The sequence below is a fragment of the Leifsonia sp. NPDC102414 genome, from assembly GCF_044765685.1.
In the GTDB taxonomy this organism is placed as follows: Bacteria; Actinomycetota; Actinomycetes; order Actinomycetales; family Microbacteriaceae; genus Leifsonia.
In genome coordinates, this window is sequence record NZ_JBIWKN010000001.1 from 1,168,568 (window position 1) to 1,192,047 (window position 23,480).

The window sequence follows — 23,480 nt, forward strand, 5'->3', positions numbered from 1 at the left end:
CTTCTCTTCGAGATTAACCGGGCTGCGGTCGATTCCCGGTAATGGCCGTGCCAATGCGAAGGTGTGTCGCTCCCTCGGCGATGGCGTCTGCGTAGTCCTGGGACATGCCGGCGGAGATGCGCGTGGCGTCCGGGGCGATGCGGCGGACGCGCTCGCTCGCGAGCCTGACGCGCTCGAAGGCGCGGCGGGGCTCCTCGCCGATCGGCGCGACCGCCATCACGCCGAGCAGTCGAAGGCCTGGCGTGTCGACGATGTGATCGACGAGCGGTTCGAGGTCGCGGTCGGCGACGCCGCCACGGGCAGGGTCGTCTGTGAGGTTGAGCTGCACGAAGCAGTCGATGTCCCACTCGTCCGAGCGGAGCGCATCCACCAGTGACACGCGGTCGACGGAGTGGATGACGGACGCATACGCGCGCGCCTGCCTCGCCTTCTTGCTCTGGAGCTGCCCGACGAAGTGCCAGCGCAGGTCGAGATCGGAGAGTTCCGCCGCCTTGGCCTGCGCCTCCTGGTGGCGGTTCTCCCCCACGTCGGCGACGCCGAGCGACGCCAGCTCGCGCACGAGCGACGCAGGATGGAACTTGGTGACGACGATGGTCGTCAGCTCCTCCGGCGAACGCCCGGCGGCGCGGGCGGCATCGGCGATGCCGGCCCGCACGGCGCCGAGCCGCTCCGCGAGCGGACTACTTGAGGAAGTCTGGGATGTCGAGGTCGTCATTCTCATCGTCGAAGGCAGGGTCCTTGGGCGCGGCTTCTGACACGGGGCTCTCCCCCGCCGACCAGGCGTCCGTGGATGGCGACGGGATGTCTTCGGCGTCGAGCGCTGCGGTGCTCGCCAGCCCGTCGTCGTCACCGGCCTCGACGAAGGTGGTGCGGCGCGCCTCGGCGAGCTGTGCCTTGACGGCGTTGGGCTCTCCGCCGTCGAACCCGGCAGCGATGACCGTCACGCGCACCTCGTCGCCCAGGGTGTCGTCGATGACGGCGCCGAAGATGATGTTGGCCTCCGGGTGCACGGCCTCCTGGACCAGGCGCGCGGCGTCGTTGATCTCGAAGATGCCGAGGTTCGACCCGCCCTGGATGGACAGCAGCACGCCGTGCGCTCCGTCGATGCTCGCCTCGAGCAGCGGGGACGCGACGGCGAGCTCTGCCGCCTTGATGGCACGGTCCGCTCCGCGGGAGGAGCCGATTCCCATCAGGGCGGACCCTGCACCCTGCATGACCGACTTGACGTCGGCGAAGTCGAGGTTGATGAGGCCGGGGGTGGTGATGAGGTCGGTGATGCCCTGGACACCCGCGAGGAGCACCTGGTCGGCGGTGGAGAACGCCTCCAGCATGCTGATGCCGCGGTCGCTGATCTCCAGCAGCCTGTCGTTCGGCACCACGATGAGGGTGTCGACCTCTTCCTTCAGGCGCTGCACACCTGCTTCCGCCTGCTCGGAGCGGCGCTTGCCCTCGAAGCCGAACGGCTTGGTGACGACACCGATGGTGAGCGCGCCGATCGACTTGGCGATGCGCGCGACGACCGGAGCGCCTCCCGTGCCCGTTCCACCGCCCTCGCCGGCGGTGACGAAGACCATGTCTGCGCCCGCGAGCGCTTCCTCGATCTCCTCCGCGTGGTCCTCCGCTGCGCGGCGACCGACCTCGGGGTCTGCTCCCGCTCCGAGGCCGCGAGTGATCTCACGGCCGACGTCGAGCTTGACGTCGGCGTCGCTCATCAGGAGCGCTTGCGCATCCGTGTTGATGGCGATGAACTCGACGCCGCGAAGCCCGAGTTCGATCATCCGGTTGACGGCGTTGACGCCGCCACCGCCGATGCCGACGACTTTGATCACGGCGAGGTAGTTCTGGTTTGATGTCACGTCCGGCCTCCACTGGGAACCTTCAACCTCAAGTCGAGGCTTAAAGTTATGCTCAGTATGCAATTCTTGATTCGACGTTAGGTGCGCACGGCCTCTGCCGGCGTAGCGCGCGGGGCGTGTCGGAAAAGTCGGCGCCCAACCCGGCCATTCTGCCTCGTCAACCCGTCGTCACGCTGTGTGGCGACGAGACGTCGAAGACGCTGGCGGTGGATGCGCTCTTCAGCAGAGCGGACAGGTCGGCGACCTTCAGCGACGAGTCGTCCGCGCTCCCCCAGACCACCTTCGCCCCGCTGTCGCGGAGCGTGAAGCTCACGTCGTCCGCTGTCGTCGCCGAGATCGTGTCGACGCGGGCGAGCAGGTCGGCCGGCAGGGCGCCGAGCACCTCCGCCGCAGCGGCGAATCCCGACTTGGCGTCCGTCTCCGCCGCTGCACCGGATGCAGTGATCAGCGGGTAGCCGTCCTGCCGCTTGTCGGCCGTCGCGATCGAGACCTTCGCCGCATCCACCAGGGTGAAGCTGGAGCCGCTCTGCAGCACGCCGATCGGCTGGCGTTCCACGATCCGCACCACGATGGTGTTCGGCGGGTGGCTCTCGACGCTGTAGCTCCTGATCAGCGGGAAGGCGGCGAGGTCGCCCCTGATCGCGCCCTGGTCGACCAGGGGAAGCGGCCGGCCGAGCTGATCGGAGAGCGCCTTCTTCACCGCGGCGACGTCGAGGCGGGAGGTGCCGGTGACGTCGATGGTGCGCAGTGCCATCAGCGGGGAGAACGCCGTCAGGGTCACGCCGAGGACCAGCGCGACCACGACGCCGAGCGCGGAGAACCAGGCGATCTTCCTGCGCCGGGAGCGCTTGGTGAAGCGACGCACCTCGCCGCGCTCGACCTTGGCGCGCTCCTTCTTGGCCCTGCGCAGGTCGCGGCTGATCTCCCGGTTGGACGGAAGGTGGTCGTACGGCTCGGCCGGCTTGCGCTCGGCCGTAGCGGACGTGGACGCCGAGGTCGGCGCCGACGCCCCGCCGGAAGCGCTGACGGAACCGTGCGCAGCAGCCGGGGGCGCCGCATCCACCCGGCTCGCCCTGACGATCGGGATGGGCTCCGTCGTCGCCTCCCTGCGGCTCGGCGGTGCGACGGTCGGCTGCTGCTGCTGCTGCGGCGGCTGCTGCGGCTGAGCGCTGCCGGCCGACCGGTCGAAACCCTGGGGACGCTTCACGACGGGACGGCTATCCTCGCGCGCGGCGGAGCGAGTCGAGCAGCTGCGGCACGATGCGGTAGACGTCACCGCAGCCGAGCGTGATCACGAAGTCGCCGTCGCGGGCGATCTCGGCCGTGTGATCGGCGGCGGCCTGCCAGTCGGCGATGAACGCGACGTGCTCCGGATGCGCGAACCGGTCCGCGACCAGTGCTCCGGTCACCCCTGGCTCCGGGTCTTCGCGGGCGCCGTACACGTCGAGCACGACGGTCTCGTCCGCGTATGTCTCCAGCGTCTCGGCGAACTCCTTCGCGAACAGGCGCGTGCGACTGTAGAGGTGGGGCTGGTGAACGGCGATGATCCTGCCGTTGCCGACGACCGTGCGCGCTGCGGAGAGCGCGGCGGCCACCTCGGTCGGGTGGTGCGCGTAGTCGTCGTAGACGCTGACGCCGCCGACCGTGCCGTGCAGTTCGAAGCGGCGCTCCGTTCCACCGAACTCGGCGATGGCGGCCAGGGATGCGGCAGGGTCGAAGCCGAGGCCGGTGAGCACGGCGAAAGCGCCGGCGGCGTTGATCGCATTGTGGCGGCCAGGCACACGGAGCTGGGCTGAGTACTCTGCGCCGTCGTATGACAGCGTGAAGGCCACAGGACCGTCGGTCACGATGGAGTGCACGCGCACCTGCGCGTCCTCCGCCTCTCCGAAGGTCACGATGCGCTTGTCCGGCGCCTCCGCGCGGAGCTTGCCTGTGACGTGCACCGCGCCGGCGTCGTCGGAGGAGACGACGACGAACTCGCTGGCCTCGCGAGCGAAGGTGACGAACGCGTCCTCGAACGCTTCGAGCGAGCCGTAGTGGTCGAGGTGGTCAGGGTCGACGTTGGTGATGAGGGCGACAGCGGTGTCGTAGAGCAGGAACGAGCCGTCCGACTCGTCGGCCTCGACGACGAACAGCTCCCCCGTGCCGGTCTGCGAGCTCTTGCCGAGCGACTCGATGACGCCGCCGTTGACGAAGCTCGGGTCCTCCCCGATTCCGAGGAGGCCGGTGACGACCATCCCTGTCGACGTCGTCTTGCCGTGCGCACCGGCGACGGAGACGAGACGCTTCCTGCTGATCAGCCAGGCGAGCGCCTGCGACCTGTGCAACACGGGAAGGCCCTTCGCCAGCGCGAGCTGGTACTCCGGGTTGTCCTGCCAGAGCGCACCGGTGACGACGAGCGTGTCCGCATCCCCCACGTTCTCGGCGGCGTGGCCGACGGCGATGGTCGCGCCGAGCTCGCGCAGGGCGAGCACGTTGGCGGACTCGCGCACGTCGGAACCGGTCACCGTGTACCCGGCCTCGAGGAACAGGCGGGCGATGCCGCTCATGCCCGAGCCGCCGATGCCCACGAAGTGGAGGGCGCCGAGCTCCTCGGGGAGCGTCATGGTGAGGTCGGGTTTGATCACGAGCACTGCTTTCGGTCGGGACGGAATCGCACCATCAAGTATGACGGTACGCGCTCTGGAGCGAGCTTCGGATGAGCGACACCATGCGGTCGGAACCGTCGCGGACCCCCGCCGTCGCCGCGCGGGCGCCCATCTCGGCCACGGCGCGGCCGTCGCCGTCCGCGAGCAACGGCAGCAGCGTCGCATCCACCCACGGCGGAAGGAACGCAGCGTCGTCGACGAGGATTCCCCCTCCGGCCTGCACGACGCCGGCCGCGTTGAAGCGCTGCTCGCCGTTGCCGACGGGGAACGGCACGTAGACGGCCGGGATGCCGAGGGCGGCGAACTCGGAGACGGTGGCCGCTCCGGCGCGCGCGACGGCGACGTCGGTGATCGCGAAGGCGAGATCCATCCTGTCGCAGTAGTCGAGCAGCCGGTAGTGCTCGATGCCTGGGTCGGCCAGTTCGCCGCGGCCACCCTGGATGTGCAGGATCTGGTACCCGGCGGCGATGATGGCCCGCGCGCGGTCGGCGATGGTCTGGTTGATCCGCCGTGCGCCGAGCGAGCCCCCGGTGACGAGCAGCGTCGGTCGCGCAGCGTCGAGGCCGAACTCGGCGGCGGCGAGCGGCCGGGATGCTGTGCGGTCCAGTTCCTCGATCTCGACGCGCAGGGGCATCCCGACGAAGGTCGCGTGCGGGAGCTTCGTGCCGTCGAAGGCGACGCCCACGTACGGTGTGTACCTGGCGCCCAGCCGGTTCGCGAGGCCGGGCCTGGCGTTGGCTTCGTGCAGCACAAGCGGGACTCCGGCCTTGCGCGCCGCGGAGTACGCTGGCGCGGAGGCGTAGCCGCCGAAACCGACGACGGCGTCGATGCCACGATCCCGGATGAGGGAGGTCACCGTGCGGATCGTGCGCCGGTACTCTCCGGGGAAGCGCAGGGCCGCGGCGTTCGGCCGGCGAGGGAATGGCAGCTTCGGGATGGTCGCCAGCTCGTAGCCGCGGGCGGGGACGAGTCTGGCTTCCAGCCCCTCCGCCGTGCCGAGCACCAGCACATCGGCCGCAGGATCGTCGCGGCGGAGCCGGTCGGCGACGGCGAGCAACGGGTTCACGTGACCGGCGGTTCCCCCGCCGGCCAGAAGGTAGCGGGTCACTCCGCCGAGCCGTTCGCGACGCGCTCGCGGCGCGCTTCACGGCCGGTCTCCCGGGCGAAGGACAGGACGATGCCGATTGCGATCATGGAACTAATCATCGCAGTGCCTCCCGCAGAGATCAGTGGGAGCGGCACGCCGAGCACGGGTATCACGCCGAGCACCACGGCGATGTTGACGAAGGCCTGGCCGATCAGCCACACCATGATCGCCGCCGTCGTGACGCGCGCGAACGAGTCGGTGGATGCGTGGATGATGCGCAGGAAAACGATCGCCAGCAGCACGAACAGGATGAGCACCACCACGGCGCCGATCAGGCCGAGTTCCTCGCCGATGATCGCGAAGATGAAGTCGGTGTCCGCGGCGGGCAGCCAGGACCATTTGGAGTGTGAGTTGCCGAGTCCGACACCGAACACGCCGCCGGAGGCGAGCGCGTAGAAGCCGTTGTCGATCTGCCAGTTCACATCCGGGTTGGCGGCGGACGAACCGCCGAAGAGCGCGGCGATGCGCCCGAGCCTCGACTCGCTGGAGATGGCGACGAGGAAGGCGAGGATGCCGATGGCCAGCGTGCCGACGGCCAGGTGCCGCAGTCGCACCCCCGCGAAGAACAGCGCGCCGAGCAGGATGGCCGCCATGATCATCGTGGTTCCGAGGTCACCGCCGAGCGTCACGAGCAGGATCGCGCCCCCGCCGATCGGCACGATGGGCACGGCGACGTGCTTCCACTGCCAGAGCATGTCCTTCTTGCGGGCGAGCACGACCCCGAGCCAGACGACGAGCGCGACCTTGATCGCCTCCGACGGTTGCAGCGTCTGCGAGCCGACCTTGAGCCAGTTGCGGTTGCCGCCGATCTCCATCCCGAGCGGGGTGAAGAGCACGAGTAGCTGCAGGAAGCACGCGAACGCGAGGAAGAACCAGATGGTCTTCTTCCAGAACCGGGAGGGCAGACGCGAGACGAGGAACATCAGCGGCAGGCCGATCAGCGCGTATGCACCTTGCGACCAGAAGCGGGCGAAGAAGTTGTCGGTGTCATTGTGCGACTCGACCGACGACGACGACAGCACCATCACGAGTCCGAAGACGACCATGAACAGCGTGATGCCGAGCAGCAGGAAGTAGTTCGCGGACTCTGCCTGCACCGCCTTGCCGAGCGAGATCCGCGCGGTCAGACCGGCGAGCTTCGACGAGGTGGCGCCGGATTTCTCCAGGTCAGACCTGTCCAGGGTGCGAGGCGGACTGGTCATCCGCCTCACCTCCAAAGAACTCGTTGACAGCCGCCTGGAAGAGGCGGCCACGCTCTGCGTAGTCGGAGAACTGGTCCATCGACGCCGCTGCAGGAGCGAGGAGCACGGTGTCTCCCGACTGCGCGACGCCACCGGCCAGCCTGACCGCCAACGGCATCACATTCTCAGTCTCGTCGGCGTCCACCTCGTAGACCGGAAGCTCGGGGGCGTGTCGCGCGAATGCGGAGCGCAGCGCCTCCCTGTCGACGCCGATCAGTACGACGGCCCGCAGCCTGCCGATGTGCGTGCGCACCAGCTCGTCGATGTCGACGCCCTTGAGCAGACCGCCGGCGATCCACACGACGGACTCGTATGCGCGCAGCGACGCGGATGCGGCGTGCGGGTTGGTGGCCTTGGAGTCGTCCACCCAGTTCACGCCGGCCTCGATCCGCACCAGCTCGATGCGGTGTGCGTCCAGCCGGAACGCAGCAAGCACATCCCTTATCGCGATGGGCTCGACCCCGTACGACCTGGCGAGCGCGCTGGCGGCGAGGATGTTGGCGACGACGTGCGGTGCGGCCAGACCGGCCTCGCGCAGCTCGTCGAGCGTCGTCAGCTCGATCGCCGTGGTGAACCGGTCTTCGAGGAACGCGCGGTCGCAGAGGATGCCGTCGACGATGCCGAAGTCGCTCGGGCCTGGCACGTCGAGGCCGAAGCCGATGGCGCGGGCGCCGTCGACGACCTCCGCCTCCTCGACCATCTCGCGGGTCGCGCTGTCCGCCTTGTTGTAGACGCATGCGACCTGCGCGTTCTGGTAGACCTTGGCCTTGGCGGCCTTGTACGCGTCGAGCGAGCCGTGCCAGTCGAGGTGGTCGTCCGCGATGTTCAGGCAGGCGGCGGAGTACGGGGAGAGCTCGCCTCCCGCGTTCCTGTTCACCCAGTGCAGCTGGTAGCTCGACAGCTCCACCACGAGCACGTCGAAGCCCTGCGGGTCGCGGATGGCGTCCAGCACGGGGATGCCGATGTTGCCGCACGGCGCTGCACGGTATCCGCCTGCGACGAGCATCGTCGCTGTGAGCTGCACGGTGGTGGTCTTGCCGTTGGTGCCGGTGACGGCGATCCAGTCGGCCGGTGCGCCGACCTTGTCCCTCAGCCGCCAGGCGAGCTCGATGTCTCCCCAGATCTGCGTGCCGCGGCCAGCGGCCCAGTTCAGCAGCGGATGGTCGTGGTGGAAGCCGGGGGATGCGATCACCAGCTCAGGGTCGAACTCGACCAGCCGCGTGGGAGGCGCGCTCAGGTCGGCCTCTTCCAGCAGCTCGGCGCCGATGACCTCGAGCAGCATCGCGCGCTCGTCGTCGGCCTTGGCCGTGACGACGAGCACCTCGGCGCCCAGCTCGGCGAGGGTGTCCGCCACGGAGAACCCGGTGACGCCGAGGCCGTAGACGGCCACGCGCAGGCCACGCCAGTCGGCGTGCCAGCTGGTCAGCGCTGCCAGGCGATCGTCGAGCTCTGTCACGTTGCGAGCCATTCGAGGTAGAAGCTGCCGACGCCGGCGGCGACCAGCAGTCCGCCGATGATCCAGAACCGCACGACGACCGTGACCTCCGCCCAGCCCTTCAATTCGAAGTGGTGGTGGATCGGGCTCATCAGGAAGATGCGTTTGCCTCTGGTGAGTTTGAAGTACGCGCGCTGCACGATCACCGAGCCGGCCTCGATCACGAACAGGCCGCCGATGAGGACGAGCAGCAGCTCGGTGCGGCTGAGGATCGCGAGGGCGGCGACCGCGCCGCCGAGGGCGAGCGAGCCGGTGTCGCCGAGGAAGATCTGCGCAGGCGACGTGTTCCACCAGAGGAAGCCGACGACGGCGCCGACGATGGCCGTCGCCACGATCGCCAGGTCGAACGGGTCGCGCACGTCGTAGCACTTGGCCACGTTCGCCGGGTCGAGCTTGATGTTCGAGCAGGACTGGATGGACTGCCAGAAGCCGATGATGATGTATGCGCCGATGGCGAGGATGGATGCGCCGGAAGCCAGGCCGTCGAGGCCGTCCGTGACGTTCACGCCGTTCGACGTGGCGGCCACGATGAAGTTGATCCAGATCAGGTACAGCCCGTAGCCGACGATCACGCCGATGGCGCCGAACTTGGTGATCGACATGAAGTCGATCGGCAGGTCGCGGATGAGCGAGACGCTCATGGTCGCTGGCGTGTCGCCGTTGCCGTTCGGGAACATGATCGCCAGGAACGCCCAGACCGTCGCGACGACGACCTGCCCGGCCACCTTCGCCCAGCCGGTGAGGCCGAGGCTGCGCTCCCTCCTGGTCTTGAGGAAGTCGTCGATGAAGCCCACGACGCCGAGGCCGACCATGAGGAACAGCACCAGCAGCGCGGAGACGCTGGTCTCGTCACCGGTCAGCAGCAGGGCGACGAAGTAGCCGAAGAGCGTGCCGAGGATGACGACGATCCCGCCCATCGTGGCCGTGCCGCGCTTGGCGTGGTGGCTCTGCGGGCCGTCGTCGCGGATGAACTGTCCCCACTGCAGACGACGGAACAACCGGATGAACACGGGGGTGAGGAACAGGGTGAACGCCATCGACAGCGCACCGGACGTCAGCAGAGCTCTCACGAGAACAATTCTCCCAGTCGATCGCCCAGAAACCGGAGACCGGCGGAGTTGGAGGACTTCACCAGGACGGTGTCCCCCTCGTTCAGGGACTCCTGCAGGTGCGCGAACGCGTCGTCCGGCGTGTCGAAGTACTTCGACTCGCCGTCCCACGACCCCTCGTTGATGGTCGAGATGTGCATCCGTCGTGCCGCAGGGCCGACGACGATGAGCTGGTCGATGTTGAGGCGCACGGCTAGCAGGCCGATGCGGTCGTGCTCCTCGCCGGAGAACTCGCCGAGCTCGCTCATCTCGCCGAGGACGGCGACGGTGCGCCCTCCCGGCTCCGCGATCTGCGCGAGCGTCTTGAGCGCCGCCGCCATCGAGTCTGGGCTGGCGTTGTACGCGTCGTTGATCACGGTGACGCCACGGGCGCCGCCCATGACCTCCATCCGCCAGCGCTCCGCCCTGGTGACGCTCTGCAGGCCGTCGACGATCCGGTCGATGCCGACGTCCAGCGTGTGTGCTGCGGCAGCGGCGGCCAGCGCGTTCATCACGTGGTGCTCGCCGAGCACCCGGAACTGCACGGCGCGGGACTCCCCGTTCGGCAGGTGCAGCACGAACGACGTGCCGCGGGCGCTGGAGACGATGTCCGTCGCCCGCACCTCCGCACGGTCGTCGAGCCCGAACCACAGGATGCGCGCGACGGTCTTGTCCGCCATCGACGCGACCCGCGGGTCGTCCAGGTTGAGGATCGCGACGTCGGAGTCGAGCAGGTCGCTGACCATCTCGGTCTTCGCGGCCAGCGTCGCCTCGATGCCGCCGAACTCGCCGGCGTGGGCGAGGCCGACCTTGAGGACGATGCCGATGTCCGGCCGCGCCATCCGCACGAGGCGCGCGATCTCGCCGATGCCGCTCGCGCCCATCTCGGCCACGAGGAACTCGGTGTCCTCCGTGACTTCGAGCATGGTGACCGGAGCGCCGACCTCGTTGTTGAACGACGCCCGGGGGGCGATGGTCGGCCCGACCTGCTCGAGGATCTCGCGCAGAAGGTTCTTGGTGGTGGTCTTTCCGTTCGAGCCTGTGACGCCGACGATCTTCAGCAGACCGGCAGAGCGCACACGGGCGATGACCTCGGTGGCGAGGTCGCCGAGCGCGACGACGGTGTCCTCGACCACGAGCTGCGGGACGGGACGGGACCAGCCGGACGTGTCGAGGGCGTGGTCGACCACGACGAGGGAGGCACCCGCATCCACTGCCTGCGGCACGAACAGGTGGCCGTCGGTGAACTCGCCGTGCTTGGCGAAGAACAGCGTGCCGTCCACGACCTCACGGGAGTCGGTGGTGGAGAGGCCGTCCACGACCGTCTGCTCTGTCGCTCCCGTGCCGTCGAGCACGAGGGAGCCACGGGTGGCGGATGCGATCTCCGCCAGCGTCAGGCCGATCATCAGAGCCACCCGGCCTCTCGCAGCGCCAGCTTGGCGTCGTCGCGGGCGGAATATGGGATGCGCTCCCCCGCGACTTCCTGGTAGTCCTCGTGCCCTGGGCCGGCGTAGAGCACCACGTCGCCCTCGCCCGCAAGCGAGAGCGCCGTGCGGAACGCCGCCCGCGGGTCGGCCACCTCGTACAGCTCCAGGTCGGGAACGGCGCCGCGCGCTCCGTCGAGGAGCGTGGCACGGATGGCGGCCGGGTCCTCCCAGCGCGGGTGGAAGTCGGTGATGACCACCGCATCCGACCCGCGGGCCGCGATGGCGCCCATGTCGGTGCGCTTGGTGGTGTCGCGGTCGCCGTCGGCGCCGAAGACCATGACGATCTTGCCGTCGCTGACCTTGCGAAGTGCGCTCAGAGTGGAGAGGAACGCGTCTGGGCTGTGGCCGTAGTCGATGAAGACCACAGGGCCGCGGTCGCCGGAGATGCGCTCGGCGCGACCGGGGATGTACGCGTCGATGCCGCCGTCGCGGTCGAGTGCAGCTCCGATGGCGTGCAGGTCGTAACCGGACTCGACGAGCATGATGATCGCGAGCGCGGCGTTGGCGGCCATGTACGAGCCGAGCAGCGGAACGCGCGTCTCGATCCGGCTGCCCTCCGGGCCCTCCAGCACGAACGCGGTGTGCTCCAGCGTCTCGTCGGTGACCGTCATGGTCCACTCCGCTTCCCCGCCGGGAGACGTCGACAGCGTGGTGACCGGGATGCGGGACTGCTCGACCAGGGCGCGGCCCCAGTCGGAGTCGACCGTGATGACGCCGCGGCGGGCGCGGTCGGGCTGGAACAGCTCCAGCTTCGCCGCGAAGTAGTCGTCCATCGCGTCGTAGTCGTCGAGGTGGTCGTGGCTGAGGTTCGTGAAGCCGACGACGTCGAACACGATGCCGTCGACGCGGTGGCGGCTGAGCGCCTGAGCGGAGACCTCGATGGCGACGGCACGGACGGCCTCCTCGCGCATCCTGGCCAGCAGGGCGTGCAGCTCGCTCGCCTCCGGCGTGGTCAGCTTGCTCGTGATCGCGGTGCTGCCGATGCGGCGCTCAGCGGTGGAGCTGAGGCCGGAGACGACGCCGAGCTGCCCGAGGATCGCGTTCAGCAGGTACACGACGCTGGTCTTGCCGTTCGTGCCGGTGACGCCGAAGAGCGTCGCCGCGTTCTCGTCCGTGCGGTAGATCCACGCGGCGACCGCGCCGAGGGCCGCACGCGCATCCTGGGTGACGATGACGGGGAGGCCGCTGTCGGCGGCGAGCTCCGCGCCATCCTCATCGGTCAGGATCGCGACGGCGCCGGCCTCTGCGGCCTTCGCCGCATAGCTCGCACCGTGGGCGTTCCTGCCGGGGACGCCGACGTAGAGGTCGCCGGGCTCGACAGCGGTGGTCGCGAGTGCGACACCGGTGACCTCGACTGCATCGAGATCGCCGCGCCATTCCAGCCCGAACTCCCTGGCCAGCTGTGCGAGCGGTCGGGCGACGGGATGTTCGGGGCGCAGGGACGTAGGCGCCGGTCCTGTCACGGGGCTCACTTTCAGTAGACGATATTCATCAGTAGTAGGGCGGGTAGTCGGCCGGGGTGGACGTAGACGGCTTCACCCGGTAGGTCTTCAGCACCTGGCTCATGATCGTGTGGAACAGCGGAGCGGCGGCTGCCGACGAAGTAATGGTAGTCGGGTATCCGAGGTTGACCGAAACGACGTACTGCGGATCGTCGACAGGGGCGACGCCCATGACCGATACGTAGTACGACGGCAGGTAGCCTCCGTTACCGTCCGGCTGCTGCGCCGTTCCGGTCTTCGCGGCGACCCGGTAGCCGGGGATCTGGAGCTGTTTGGCGAGCTCGCCCTGGGTGACGACGCTCTCCATCATCCCGAGGGTGGTGTTGGCGGCACCGGCGGAGACGACCTGGGTGGCCTTGGGCTTCGGGACGTCGACGACGGTGCCGTCCGACTTCGTGCATCCCTCGACCAGCGACAGCGGGATGCGCGTGCCGCCGTTAGCGAGCGCCTGGTACGCGCTGACCATCTGGATTTGGGTGGCGGAGACGCCCTGGCCGAACATGGTGGCGTACTTGGTCTGGTCGTCCCAGTCGGCGACCGGGTTCAGAATGCCGTCCGACTGGCCGGGGTACGGCAGCCCGGAGGCGTCTCCGATCCCGAACTTCTTGAGGTAGTCGTAGCGCGTCTGGTCGGTGAGCGCCTTGCCGAGGATCGACATCCCGACGTTGGACGAGTTCATGAGCACGCCGGTGAGGGTCAGCCGCTCGGGGTCGTGATAGCCCGAGTCGTGCAGATCCGCGCCCTGACCGGAGACGAAGCGGTACGGTGCGAGCACCTCGCTGGTCGGGCTCGCCTTGCCCTGGTCGATGAGCATCGCGGCGGTGAGCGCCTTGAAGGTCGAGCCGGGCTCGTACGGCGTCGTGAACGGCAGGAGGCCCCAGTACTGCGGGTCCGTGGCGTCGATGTTGTTCGGGTCGAGGGCCGGCCACTGGGCGATCGCCTTGATCTTGCCGGTCTTGGCGTCGGCGACGGTCACGAAGCCGAACTTGGACCCTGTCGCTGCGACCTGCTGTGCGAGGGTCTGCTCACTGAACCACTGCAGATCGCGGTCGATCGTGAGTTTGAGGGTGCCGCCGTCCTTCGCGTCCTTCTGCGTGACCGTGCTGCCGGGGATGGCGACGCCATCCGCTCCGCGCTGGTACGTCTGCGATCCGTTCTCACCGGCGAGGCATGCGTTCTCGCTGTCCTCCAGGCCGCCGAGGCCGCCGGCGGAGACATACCCGAGCAGATTTCCCGCGACGGCACCGTTCGGATACGTGCGCGCCGGCACCTTGGTGAACGTGAGCCACGGGTACGGAAGCTTGTCGAGCTTGGTGAACGCGCCGACGTCGAGCCCCGTCTTCACGAGCGCGTACTGCGACTTCGGGTTGGCTGCGAGGGCGTCCTCGATGATCTTCTGAACCGCTGGGCCGCCCTGACCGGTGATGGCGCCGATCTTGGCTGCAGCCTCGATCATGTTGGCTTTGCCGTCCTTGCCCGCCACCGCATCCTTCGGGGAGACGGCGGCGGTGTACTTGTATACGGTGTCGGCGAGGACGGTGCCGCTGTCGTCGACGATGCTGCCGCGAGCGCCGAGCAGGGTCGTCTCGACCTCCTTGGCGTTGACCGACTTCTTCTGCAGCTCTGCGGCGTTGACCACCTGGATGTCGACCAGCTTCGCGCCCAGAATGCCGACGGTCGCCGCGACAGCGACGACCGTGATGGCGGTCCTGCGCCGCATCATCTTTCTCGTAAGCACGTTCGGAACTCGTCCCCGCGTCAGTGCGTCACCGGGGTCGGCAACGCTCCGTCCAACGGTACGGTCGGCGGTGTCGCCTGCGTGTCCGGCGCGCTCGTGCTGCCGGAATTCTCAGCTTGCGCGCCCGTCGCGGTCGACCCGGCAGCAGCGCCTGTCGTCGCGCCCGCCTTCGAGCCTGCGGTCGATCCCGCTGGCGTACCGGTGAGCGGGGTCGCCGTCGCGTTCGCCGCCGGGGTCTTCGCCGCTGCGAGCGGGACGCCGGCGAGCAGGGAGTTCGGGACCAGGTTGCCCTGTCCACCCGTGACGGTGCCCGCCGCGCCGTTCGCAGGGAGGGGAGCGCCGAGCACCGCGCCGTCCGACAGGCGCAGGTAGACAGGGTTGCTGTTGGTGACCATCCCGAGCGCGTTGGCGTTCGCAGCCAGGTTCTGCGGAGAGGAGAGCCGGTTCAGGTCCTCCGACGCCGCCTGGTACGAGCGCTGCAGCTCGGTCTGCTTGTCCTGCAGCGAGTTGAGCTGGTACGCGCCCTGCGAGACGGCGATGCTCATCAGCAACTGGGCGACGACCACGCCGAACAGCACACCGACGGCGATGATCGCGTAGACGGTGCGCGGGCGCGCCCTGCGCTGCGAGCGAGTGGTGACGACCTCGAGGTGACTGGGGCGCTCCTCGACCTCCGGCCGCGGTGCTGTGCGTCCGATCCACCCGATGGATGGGCGCTTCTCGGCCAGATTGGTGCTCACGAGCCCCTCCTCACGCGTTCGGCCGCACGCAGGCGAACAGGCGTCGCTCGCGGGTTGGCCGCCTTCTCTTCGTCATTCGCCAGCTCGGCACCACGGATCAGCAGCTTCAGCTCCGGCCGGTGTTCCGGCAGTTCCACCGGAAGTCCGGCCGGTGCGCTGGAGGTGGACCGTGTCTGCAGTTCGCGCTTCACGATCCGGTCTTCGAGCGACTGGTACGCCTCGACGACGATGCGTCCGCCGATCGCGAGAGCGTCGATGGCCGCGGGAATGGCCCGCTCCAGCACCGACAGCTCCTGGTTCACCTCGATCCGCAGCGCCTGGAACACGCGCTTGGCCGGGTGTCCCTGTCGCTGCACGGCCACCGGGGTGGCCTTGGTGATCACGTCCACCAACTGCGCGGAGCGAACGAACGGCTCGACCTCGCGGGCGGCGACGATCTTCTGCGCGTAGCGGGCGGCGAGCTTCTCCTCGCCGTACTCGCGGAAGATGCGGCGCAGGTCCGCCTCGCTGTACTCGGCGAGGATCGTGGCGGCGGTCAGCTCGCTGGTGCCGTCCATCCGCATGTCGAGCGGTGCGTCCTTCGAGTACGAGAATCCGCGCTCCACCCTGTCGAGCTGCAGCGACGAGACGCCGAGGTCGAACAGGATGCCGTGCACCTCGTCGATGCCGAGGCCGTCGAGCGCATCCAGGATGCCGTCGTAGACGGTGTGCACCAGGTGCACGCGGTCGCCGAACCTGGCCAGACGCTCCCCCGCGATGGCGAGCGCGTCCGGGTCGCGGTCGAGACCGACCAGGGTGACGTCGGGGAAGCGCTCGAGGATGCCGGCCGAGTGCCCTCCCATGCCGAGGGTCGCGTCGACGAAGACGGCTCCCGGGGTGTCGAGGGCGGGGGCCAGCAGCTCGATGCAGCGCTCGAGGAGTACCGGGGTGTGAATCTGATCGTCGGTCATGATGCGAGAGGACCGGCTCCTGAATCCTGATCCCCATCCATTCGGTACCTGGCGCCGGGGAAGTGCGTCAGGGCGATGAATGGCTGGGAGTCAGGCGTCAGGGGCTAGAAGAGTCCCGGAATCACCTCCTCTGTGGTGTTGGCGAATGTTGCTTCCTGCTCGGCCAGGTAGGTCTCCCATGCCTGTGCGTCCCAGATCTCCGCGCGGCTTCCCGCGCCGATCACGACCAGGTCGCGATCGAGTCCCGCGTACGAGCGGAGGGTCTGCGGCACCGTCACGCGGTGCTGCTTGTCCGGAACCTCCGAGCTCGCTCCGGAGAGGAAGACGCGGAGGTAGTCGCGGGCCTGCTTGCTCGTCACCGGCGCCTGGCGGATCTTCTCGTGCAGCGCTTCGAACTCGCGCTGACTGAAGACGTAGACGCAGTGCTCCTGGCCGCGAGTGAGGACGATTCCGGACGCGAGCTCATCCCGGAATTTGGCCGGCAGGATGATGCGTCCTTTTTCGTCGAGCTTGGGGGCGTACGTACCGAGAAACATCGGTGACTCCCCCCACTCTTCCGGCCAAGGTTGCGGTGTGGCTCCACTTTACTCCACATCCATCCACAATTTCAGCAGTTTCGGGAATATTGCCCCGATAAGGGGCCAGTAGGCCGCAGAAAATCAACGAATTCTTTGGTGGAGGGAAGTGGATGGGTTTGGATCAGCCGGGTGCCAAAAGGGCATGAAAAAAGGGCCGATCCGAAGATCGGCCCGAAGGAGGGGTGGGGGTGGAGCCCGGTGGAGGGAGGCGGTCAGCCCTGCCCGTCCTGACGCTTGTCCCAGCGGTCGTTGAGCTTGTTCATGAAGCCGGCCTGGGCTGCCTTGCCCTGCTTGGCGCCACGAGTGGAGGACGACGGCGTCGCATCCGGGTCTGGCGCGATGCGCTTGCCGGGGGCGATGGCCACGAGGACACCGGCAAACATCACGACGAAGCCGAGGATGCCGACCAGCGGCTGCTGAACGAACACCCCGGTGACGAGGACGGCGATACCGACCACGGCGATGAGGATGCCGAGCACGATGGAGCGGTACGCGGGTCGAGCGCGCGTGCCTCCGACCTTCGCGACGAAATCTGCGTCGTTCTGATAGAGACTGCGCTCCATCTCTTCGAGGAGGCGCTGCTCATGTTCCGAAAGCGGCATCCGTTTCCCCCTCTTTCCCGGGTTCGTGGCGTTGTGAGCCTGATTCTAGTCCCGCCGTGATGGCTAGGCTAGGCGTGTGTCAGAAAGCATTCGGTTCGTCGACCTCATCCAGTCCAGAATCGATGGATTCCTCGATGCACGCGCGTCCATTCTCGTCTCCATAGCGGACGAACTCTCCCCGATAGCGGCGTACTCCCGGGATTTTCTCAGCGGCGGCAAGCGATTCCGCGCACTGTTCTGTTTCTGGGGGTGGCAGGCCGTCCGTTCGGCGGGGAACGAGGACCTCGAGACCATCACCCCTGGCGGTCCGCTCGACGCCGTGGTGTCCGCCGCGAGCGCCCTCGAAGTGTTCCACGCGGCAGCGCTGGTGCACGACGACATCATCGACAACTCGGACACCAGACGTGGTGCTCCGGCGGCGCATCGGCGGTTCGAGTCCCTGCACGCGGAGAACCGCTGGCAGGGCTCTGGCGCGACGTTCGGAACGGGGGCGGCGACCCTGCTCGGCGATCTGCTCCTGATTCTCAGCGACGAGCTGTTCGACGAGGGGCTCACCGAGGTGGTCAGCCCGTCCGCCAGGCGAGCGGCACGCGCGGAGTTCAACCGGATGCGCATCGACGTGATGGCCGGGCAGTACCTCGACATCTTCGAGGAGATCGGCTGGAGCAGCCAGCCGGACGCCGACCAGCTCGAACGCGCGGAGCGGGTGATCGTCTACAAATCGGCCAAGTACAGCATCGAGGCGCCGCTCCTGATCGGCGCGAGCCTGGCGGGGGCCACGCTGGGCCAGCTCGATGCACTGCGCGGCTTCGGACTCCCGCTCGGCATCGCCTACCAGCTGCGCGACGACCTGCTCGGGGTCTTCGGAGACGCCTCCGTCACGGGCAAGCCGAGCGGCGACGACCTCCGAGAGGGCAAGCGCACGGTGCTGATCGCTCTGACCAGGGAGGCGATCCCGAGCGGCGCGCGCTCCACGCTCGACGAACTGCTCGGCGACCCGGCGCTCACCGCGCAGCAGATCGAGACGATGCAGATGACGATCCGCGCCTCAGGAGCCGTCGACAGGGTCGAGAAGCTGATCGCCGCCAACGTGGCGCGAGCGATCGAGGCGCTCGACGCCGCCCCGCTCGGCCCCCAGGCCAAGGCGCAGCTGCGCGAGCTTGCCGTGACGGTCACCCGCAGGAACTACTGAGCCACGGCGCGGAGTCCGCGTCCGAGCCGTGCCGCGGAGGCGGTCAGGCGAGCGCCTGGGCCACCCTGCGAACCTCGGCCTTGCGTCCGGCGCGCAGCGCGTCGATGGGCGCGGTGCCGAGCACCTCGTCCTCCTGGATGAGCCAGTCGACGGCCTCCTCATCGTCGAACCCCGCGTCGCCGAGGACGATCAGCGTGCCGCGGAGCTCGCCGAGCGGCTGGCCGTCTTTGAGGAAGTCGGACGGGACTTTGAGGACGCCGTCGATGCGCTTGGCCGCCAGGTGGCGGTCGTCGATCAGGCGGCGGACCCGGCTGACACCGAGTCCGAGAGAGTCGACGAGGTCGGGGATGGTCAGCCACTCGCGGGCTGGGGCTTGCTCAGTCACCCCTCAAGAGTGCCACGGCCTTGGCCTCGGCGTGAGCGCATCCAATTGTTACGATCATGTAAACTCAAATCACATCAGTCACACTAATTGACTCCTTATTCATTGTGTGTCAGCGTGGAGACTCGCAACACGGCACGAAGGTGGGAGTTCTATGTCGATGATCGACAGTGAGACCAACTCAGCAACGGACACTCCGACGCGCGCGCAGCGCAGGACGACGCGCGGGCTCTTCGGAACCGTGCCGATCGCCATCGCCAGTTCCGTCGCCGTCACCCTCGGACTCGTTACACCCGCCCACGCAGCCGCTCCCAGCGGTGAGACGGAGCGCTCCAAGGAGAAGGCACCGCAGAAGCAGGGCGACACGGGCTCCACCGTGAGCACCATCGGCGGCGCCCAGACCGCGTCCACCGGCGCCACCGCGATCGCTGCCGCCCCGGCGAGCTACCGCGTGCAGAACGGCGACACGGTGTCCGGCATCGCCGGACGCTTCGGCCTGTCCACGGCGAGCGTGCTCGCCCTCAACGGACTCAGCTGGAAGAGCCTCATCTTCCCCGGCCAGGTGCTGGCCCTCGGCGGAGGCACCGTCGCCACACCCGTCACCGCCCCGTCCCCCGTTCCGGCGGCGAGCAAGTACAAGGTGGCCTCCGGCGACACGATCAGCGGCATCGCCGCGCGGTTCGGCGTCGCGACCAGCGCCGTCCTGAGCGCCAACGGGCTCAGCAGCTCCAGCCTGATCTTCCCCGGCCAACTCGTGACCATTCCTGGGATGGCGACGGCCGCTGTGAACACCCCGCACGCCGCCGCACCGGCACCGGCGCCAGCACCGGCTCCCGCCCCCGTTGCGCCGGCCCCCATCCCCGCGCCCGCCACCGGGGCCGTCGTCGCGCTCACAGACGAGATGCGCGCGAACGCCGCCGTCATCGTGCAGGTCGGACGCCAGGAGGGCGTCAGCGACCAGGGCATCGTGATCGCCCTCGCCGCGGCAGCCCAGGAATCCGGGATGCGCAACGTGCGCTACGGCGACCGCGACTCGCTCGGCCTGTTCCAGCAGCGCCAGAGCACCGGATGGGGAACCCCGGCCCAGATCCTCGACCCGCACTTCGCGGCGATGGCGTTCTACGGCGGGAAGAACAATCCGAACCCCGGTCGCACCCGCGGACTGCTCGACATCCCCGGCTGGACCTCGATGAGCGTCACCCAGGCAGCACAGGCCGTGCAGATCTCCGCGTACCCGGACGCGTACGCGAAATGGGAGGCGTCGGCGCGGGCCTGGCTCGCCCAACTCGGGTGATCGGGCCCCGGATGGTCACAACGCGATCACGGCCCGGCCGTTCACGGTGTTTTGCAGGCTTCGCGCAGACCCCTTTCCCTAAACTCGACTCGTGACCACGAGCCAGACCGATCCCATGATCGGCCGTCTTATCGACGGCCGCTATCAGGTGCGCTCGCGGATCGCCAGAGGTGGCATGGCCACCGTGTACCTCGCCACCGATCTGCGCCTCGAGCGCAGGGTCGCGATCAAGATCATGCACGGCCACCTCGCCGACGACAGCACGTTCAAGAGCCGCTTCGTGCAGGAGGCGCGCTCCGCCGCCAGGCTCGCGCATCCGAACGTCGTCAACGTCTTCGACCAGGGCCAGGACTCCGACATGGCGTACCTGGTGATGGAGTATCTGCCCGGCATCACCCTGCGCGATCTGCTCAAGGACTACGGCAAGCTCACCCCGGAGCAGACCATCGACATCATGGAGGCGGTGCTCTCCGGGCTGGCCGCCGCGCACAAGGCCGGGATCGTGCACCGCGACCTCAAGCCGGAGAACGTGCTGCTGGCCGACGACGGCCGCATCAAGATCGGCGACTTCGGTCTTGCACGTGCTGCAAGCGCCAACACGGCGACCGGCCAGGCGCTCCTCGGCACCATCGCATACCTCTCCCCCGAACTCGTCACCCGAGGGGTGGCGGATGCGCGCAGCGACATCTACGCGCTCGGCATCATGATGTTCGAGATGCTCACCGGCGAGCAGCCGTTCAAGGGCGAGCAGCCGATGCAGATCGCGTACCAGCACGCCAACGATTCCGTGCCGTCGCCGAGCAGCAAGAATCCCTCCGTGCCGGCCGAGCTCGACGACCTCGTGCTCTGGGCGACGGCCAAAGACCCCGACCAGCGCCCGAAGGACGCGAGGGAGATGCTCGACCGCCTGGTCGAGGCCGAGAAAGCGATCAGGGGCGAGACCTCCGCCTTCCAGCCGACGATGGTGATGCCTCCGGCCTTCGGCCCCGGCATCGACGACGGCGACACGCAGATCATCAATCCGGCCATCCGGCAGCAGGTCGCCTCCACCACGCCGAGCACCATCGACACCCTCACCGCCACGGCCAAGCGCAGGCGCGGCAAGGGCTGGTGGCTGTTCGCGCTCGTCATCCTGCTCGCCGGCGTCGCCGGTGGCACCGGCTGGTACTTCGGCTCCGGTCCTGGCTCGCTGGTGCAGATCCCGAACGTGGCGAGCAAGACTCCGGATGCGGCAGCCGCCCAGCTGAAGGCGCTCGGCTTCGAGACCAAGCTCGGCCAGGAGTACAGCACCACGATCGGCACCGGACTCGTCTCCAACACGGATCCAGAGCCCGGCGCGTCCGCGAACCGAGGCAGCGTCGTCACCATCAAGGTGTCGCAGGGGCCGAAGCCGGTCGACATCCCGGCGCTCGCGGGGCAGACGCTCGAGAAGGCCACGTCCCTGATCACCGGGGTCGGCGCACAGCTCGGACCGGTCGCCCAGCAGTTCGACGCCAAGATCCCCAAGGACACCGTGATCTCGGCAGCGACGGCCGATGGCACGGACCTCTCCGGCGGCGGCAAGTACTTCGAGGGCGCGAAGGTGAGCCTGGTGGTGTCGGTCGGCGCCATCCCGAGCGTCGCAGGCAAGTCCGTCGCCGACGCGACCGCAACCCTCAAAGACGTCGGTCTGTTCGCCGAGCAAGGTCCGCAGAGCTACAGCGACACGGTGCCGGAGGGCGACGTGATCCAGGCGCAGGCACAGAGCGACGGGCCGGTGAAGCCCAACGACACCCTGCTGCTGGAGACCTCGAAGGGCCCGGAGCCCGTCCCCGTGCCCGACGTCGCGGGCAAGACCTGGATCGACGCCAAGAAGGCCCTCCAGGATGCGGGTTTCCAGCTCGACTACGACAAGACGGCGGACATCCTGCCCGGCGTCGCCATCGTCGCGAGCACCAACCCAGCCGCCGGCACGGACGCTAAAAAAGGCTCGACCGTCAAGGTCACCTTCAAGCCCATCTTCGGCTGACCCCCTCACTCCCCCCGCAAAACAATCGAGTCCGGACTTGTTCATGCGACACGCCGTGTCGTGGTGTGAACAAGTCCGGACTCGATTGTTTGGGAGCCGGGGCCGGGGAGGCGGGCTAGCGGGCGGCGAGCTCCTCGGCGACGAGGAACGCGAGCTCCAGCGACTGCATGTGGTTGAGGCGCGGGTCGCACAGTGACTCGTAGCGGGTCGCCAGCGTCTCCTCGTCGATGTGCTCCGAGCCACCGAGGCACTCGGTGACGTCGTCGCCCGTCAGTTCCACGTGGATGCCGCCCGGGTGCGTTCCCGCGGCGCGGTGCGCCTCGAAGAAGCCCTTGACCTCGTCCACCACGTCGTCGAAGCGGCGTGTCTTGTAGCCGTTCGGCGTCGTGAGGCCGTTCCCGTGCATCGGATCGGTGACCCAGAGCGGCTTCGCGTCCGACGCCTTGATGGCCTCGAGCAGCGGGGGAAGCGCATCCCGGATCTTGCCTGCGCCCATGCGCGTGATGAACGTCAGGCGCCCGGGCTCGCGGTTCGGGTCGAGCTTCTCGATCAGCTCCAGCATCGTCTCCGGCGTGGTCGACGGGCCGAGCTTGACGCCGATCGGGTTGCGCACCCTGGACAGGAAGTCGACGTGCGCCCCATCGAGGTCGCGCGTGCGCTCCCCGATCCAGATGAAGTGCGCCGACGTGTTGTACGGGGTACCCGTGCGCGAGTCGATGCGCGTCATCGGACGCTCGTAGTCCATCAGCAGGCCCTCGTGGCTGGAGTAGAACTCGACGCGCTTGAGCTCGTCGAAGTCTGCTCCCGCCGCCTCCATGAACTTGATCGCGCGGTCGATCTCCTTGGCCAGGCCTTCGTAGCGCTGGTTGGCCGGGTTGGCGGCGAAGCCTCTGTTCCAGCTGTGCACCTGGCGCAGGTCGGCGAATCCACCCTGCGTGAACGCCCGGATCAGGTTCAGCGTGGATGCGGCGGTGTGGTAGCCCTTGACCAGCCTGCGCGGGTCGGCCTGGCGCGACTCCGGCGTGAAATCGTAGCCGTTCACGATGTCGCCGCGGTATGCCGGCAGCGTGACGCCGCCCCGCGTCTCCGTGTCGCTGGAGCGCGGCTTGGCGAACTGCCCGGCCATGCGCCCCATCTTGATGACAGGCATGGATGCGCCGTAGGTGAGCACGACGGCCATCTGCAGCACGGTCTTCACCCTGTTGCGGATCTGGTCGGCGGTCGCCCCGGCGAACGTCTCGGCACAGTCGCCTCCCTGCAGCAGGAACGCCTTGCCGTCAGCGGCGCGGCCCAGACGGTCGCGGAGCTGGTCCACCTCACCGGCGAAGACCAGCGGCGGCAGCGTAGCGATCTCCGCGGAGGCGGCTGCGGCCGCATCCTGATCGGGCCAGGTGGGCTGCTGCTTGATCTCGAGCGTGCGCCAATAGTCCAGGCCCTCGATCACAGACTCGTCAGCCAAAACGACGGGATCGGAGGTGTCTAGCACTGGTCTTCCGCTCAGTTCAGGGCGTGCCACGAAATCGGCACGCCGA

The 23,480-nt window shown here is 68.4% G+C and carries 20 protein-coding genes; 3 read left to right on the forward strand and 17 right to left on the reverse strand.

The features are described 5' to 3' along the window. Window positions 1–13: 13 nt before the first annotated feature. From ACIRCZ_RS05610 to ACIRCZ_RS05680, 15 genes are all read right to left on the reverse strand, one after another. The gene (locus ACIRCZ_RS05610; protein ID WP_402850520.1) at window positions 14–715 is read right to left on the reverse strand and encodes a YggS family pyridoxal phosphate-dependent enzyme; all 702 of its coding nucleotides are present in this window, start codon (window positions 713–715) and stop codon (window positions 14–16) included. Further along, window positions 681–1,856, reverse strand: a complete 1,176-nt coding sequence (gene ftsZ, locus ACIRCZ_RS05615; RefSeq protein WP_055896029.1) for a cell division protein FtsZ — start codon at window positions 1,854–1,856, stop codon at window positions 681–683. The genes ACIRCZ_RS05610 and ftsZ overlap by 35 nt, the downstream gene beginning before the upstream one ends. A gap of 157 nt (window positions 1,857–2,013) precedes the next feature. Continuing rightward, entirely contained in the window at window positions 2,014–3,063 is a 1,050-nt protein-coding gene (locus ACIRCZ_RS05620; protein ID WP_402850528.1) for an FtsQ-type POTRA domain-containing protein, read from the reverse strand. A gap of 10 nt (window positions 3,064–3,073) precedes the next feature. After that, window positions 3,074–4,483: a UDP-N-acetylmuramate--L-alanine ligase gene (gene murC / locus ACIRCZ_RS05625; RefSeq protein ID WP_055896615.1), complete on the reverse strand. Its 1,410-nt coding sequence runs from the start codon at window positions 4,481–4,483 to the stop codon at window positions 3,074–3,076. Between the two features lie 34 nt (window positions 4,484–4,517). Beyond that, the gene (locus tag ACIRCZ_RS05630) at window positions 4,518–5,612 is read right to left on the reverse strand and encodes a UDP-N-acetylglucosamine--N-acetylmuramyl-(pentapeptide) pyrophosphoryl-undecaprenol N-acetylglucosamine transferase (protein ID WP_402850530.1); all 1,095 of its coding nucleotides are present in this window, start codon (window positions 5,610–5,612) and stop codon (window positions 4,518–4,520) included. Then, entirely contained in the window at window positions 5,609–6,853 is a 1,245-nt protein-coding gene (gene ftsW / locus ACIRCZ_RS05635; RefSeq protein ID WP_402850532.1) for a putative lipid II flippase FtsW, read from the reverse strand. The genes ACIRCZ_RS05630 and ftsW overlap by 4 nt, the downstream gene beginning before the upstream one ends. After that, window positions 6,819–8,348, reverse strand: coding sequence for a UDP-N-acetylmuramoyl-L-alanine--D-glutamate ligase (gene murD, locus ACIRCZ_RS05640; protein WP_402850534.1), 1,530 nt, complete (start codon window positions 8,346–8,348; stop codon window positions 6,819–6,821). Before murD ends, ftsW begins: the two co-directional genes overlap by 35 nt. Then, window positions 8,345–9,457 carry a phospho-N-acetylmuramoyl-pentapeptide-transferase gene (gene mraY / locus ACIRCZ_RS05645; protein ID WP_055896011.1) on the reverse strand — a complete coding sequence of 371 codons (1,113 nt, stop codon included), beginning with the start codon at window positions 9,455–9,457 and terminating at the stop codon, window positions 8,345–8,347. Before mraY ends, murD begins: the two co-directional genes overlap by 4 nt. Next, the gene (gene murF, locus ACIRCZ_RS05650) at window positions 9,454–10,881 is read right to left on the reverse strand and encodes a UDP-N-acetylmuramoyl-tripeptide--D-alanyl-D-alanine ligase (RefSeq protein WP_402850537.1); all 1,428 of its coding nucleotides are present in this window, start codon (window positions 10,879–10,881) and stop codon (window positions 9,454–9,456) included. The genes mraY and murF overlap by 4 nt, the downstream gene beginning before the upstream one ends. Next, window positions 10,881–12,425, reverse strand: coding sequence for a Mur ligase family protein (locus tag ACIRCZ_RS05655; protein WP_055896007.1), 1,545 nt, complete (start codon window positions 12,423–12,425; stop codon window positions 10,881–10,883). The genes murF and ACIRCZ_RS05655 overlap by 1 nt, the downstream gene beginning before the upstream one ends. 28 nt (window positions 12,426–12,453) lie before the next feature. Further along, window positions 12,454–14,187, reverse strand: a complete 1,734-nt coding sequence (locus ACIRCZ_RS05660; RefSeq protein WP_402850539.1) for a peptidoglycan D,D-transpeptidase FtsI family protein — start codon at window positions 14,185–14,187, stop codon at window positions 12,454–12,456. A gap of 35 nt (window positions 14,188–14,222) precedes the next feature. Further along, window positions 14,223–14,942: a hypothetical protein gene (locus tag ACIRCZ_RS05665; RefSeq protein WP_402850542.1), complete on the reverse strand. Its 720-nt coding sequence runs from the start codon at window positions 14,940–14,942 to the stop codon at window positions 14,223–14,225. Continuing rightward, a complete protein-coding gene (gene rsmH, locus ACIRCZ_RS05670) occupies window positions 14,939–15,892 on the reverse strand; it encodes a 16S rRNA (cytosine(1402)-N(4))-methyltransferase RsmH (protein WP_402850545.1) in 954 nt (317 codons plus the stop codon). Before rsmH ends, ACIRCZ_RS05665 begins: the two co-directional genes overlap by 4 nt. A 104-nt stretch (window positions 15,893–15,996) precedes the next feature. Next, window positions 15,997–16,428 carry a division/cell wall cluster transcriptional repressor MraZ gene (gene mraZ, locus ACIRCZ_RS05675; RefSeq protein ID WP_055895993.1) on the reverse strand — a complete coding sequence of 144 codons (432 nt, stop codon included), beginning with the start codon at window positions 16,426–16,428 and terminating at the stop codon, window positions 15,997–15,999. A 254-nt stretch (window positions 16,429–16,682) separates the two neighbouring features. Then, a complete protein-coding gene (locus ACIRCZ_RS05680) occupies window positions 16,683–17,072 on the reverse strand; it encodes a DUF3040 domain-containing protein (protein WP_055895988.1) in 390 nt (129 codons plus the stop codon). Window positions 17,073–17,148: 76 nt separating this feature from the next. Between ACIRCZ_RS05680 and ACIRCZ_RS05685 the strand changes: the two genes are divergently transcribed. Continuing rightward, window positions 17,149–18,264, forward strand: coding sequence for a polyprenyl synthetase family protein (locus ACIRCZ_RS05685; RefSeq protein WP_402850549.1), 1,116 nt, complete (start codon window positions 17,149–17,151; stop codon window positions 18,262–18,264). Between the two features lie 43 nt (window positions 18,265–18,307). Here ACIRCZ_RS05685 and ACIRCZ_RS05690 read toward each other — a convergent pair whose 3' ends face one another. Further along, on the reverse strand, window positions 18,308–18,649 hold the full coding sequence (locus ACIRCZ_RS05690; protein WP_055895981.1) for an Rv2175c family DNA-binding protein: 342 nt from the start codon (window positions 18,647–18,649) through the stop codon (window positions 18,308–18,310). Between the two features lie 157 nt (window positions 18,650–18,806). On the opposite strand from ACIRCZ_RS05690, the gene ACIRCZ_RS05695 reads away from it, so the two are divergent. After that, the gene (locus tag ACIRCZ_RS05695) at window positions 18,807–19,940 is read left to right on the forward strand and encodes a LysM peptidoglycan-binding domain-containing protein (RefSeq protein ID WP_402851664.1); all 1,134 of its coding nucleotides are present in this window, start codon (window positions 18,807–18,809) and stop codon (window positions 19,938–19,940) included. Between the two features lie 91 nt (window positions 19,941–20,031). After that, complete coding sequence (pknB, locus tag ACIRCZ_RS05700; protein WP_055895978.1) at window positions 20,032–21,948, forward strand: Stk1 family PASTA domain-containing Ser/Thr kinase; 1,917 nt, start codon at window positions 20,032–20,034, stop codon at window positions 21,946–21,948. 115 nt (window positions 21,949–22,063) lie between these two features. Here pknB and ACIRCZ_RS05705 read toward each other — a convergent pair whose 3' ends face one another. Then, the gene (locus ACIRCZ_RS05705) at window positions 22,064–23,392 is read right to left on the reverse strand and encodes a class II 3-deoxy-7-phosphoheptulonate synthase (RefSeq protein ID WP_157480411.1); all 1,329 of its coding nucleotides are present in this window, start codon (window positions 23,390–23,392) and stop codon (window positions 22,064–22,066) included. Between the last annotated feature and the right edge of the window lie 88 nt (window positions 23,393–23,480).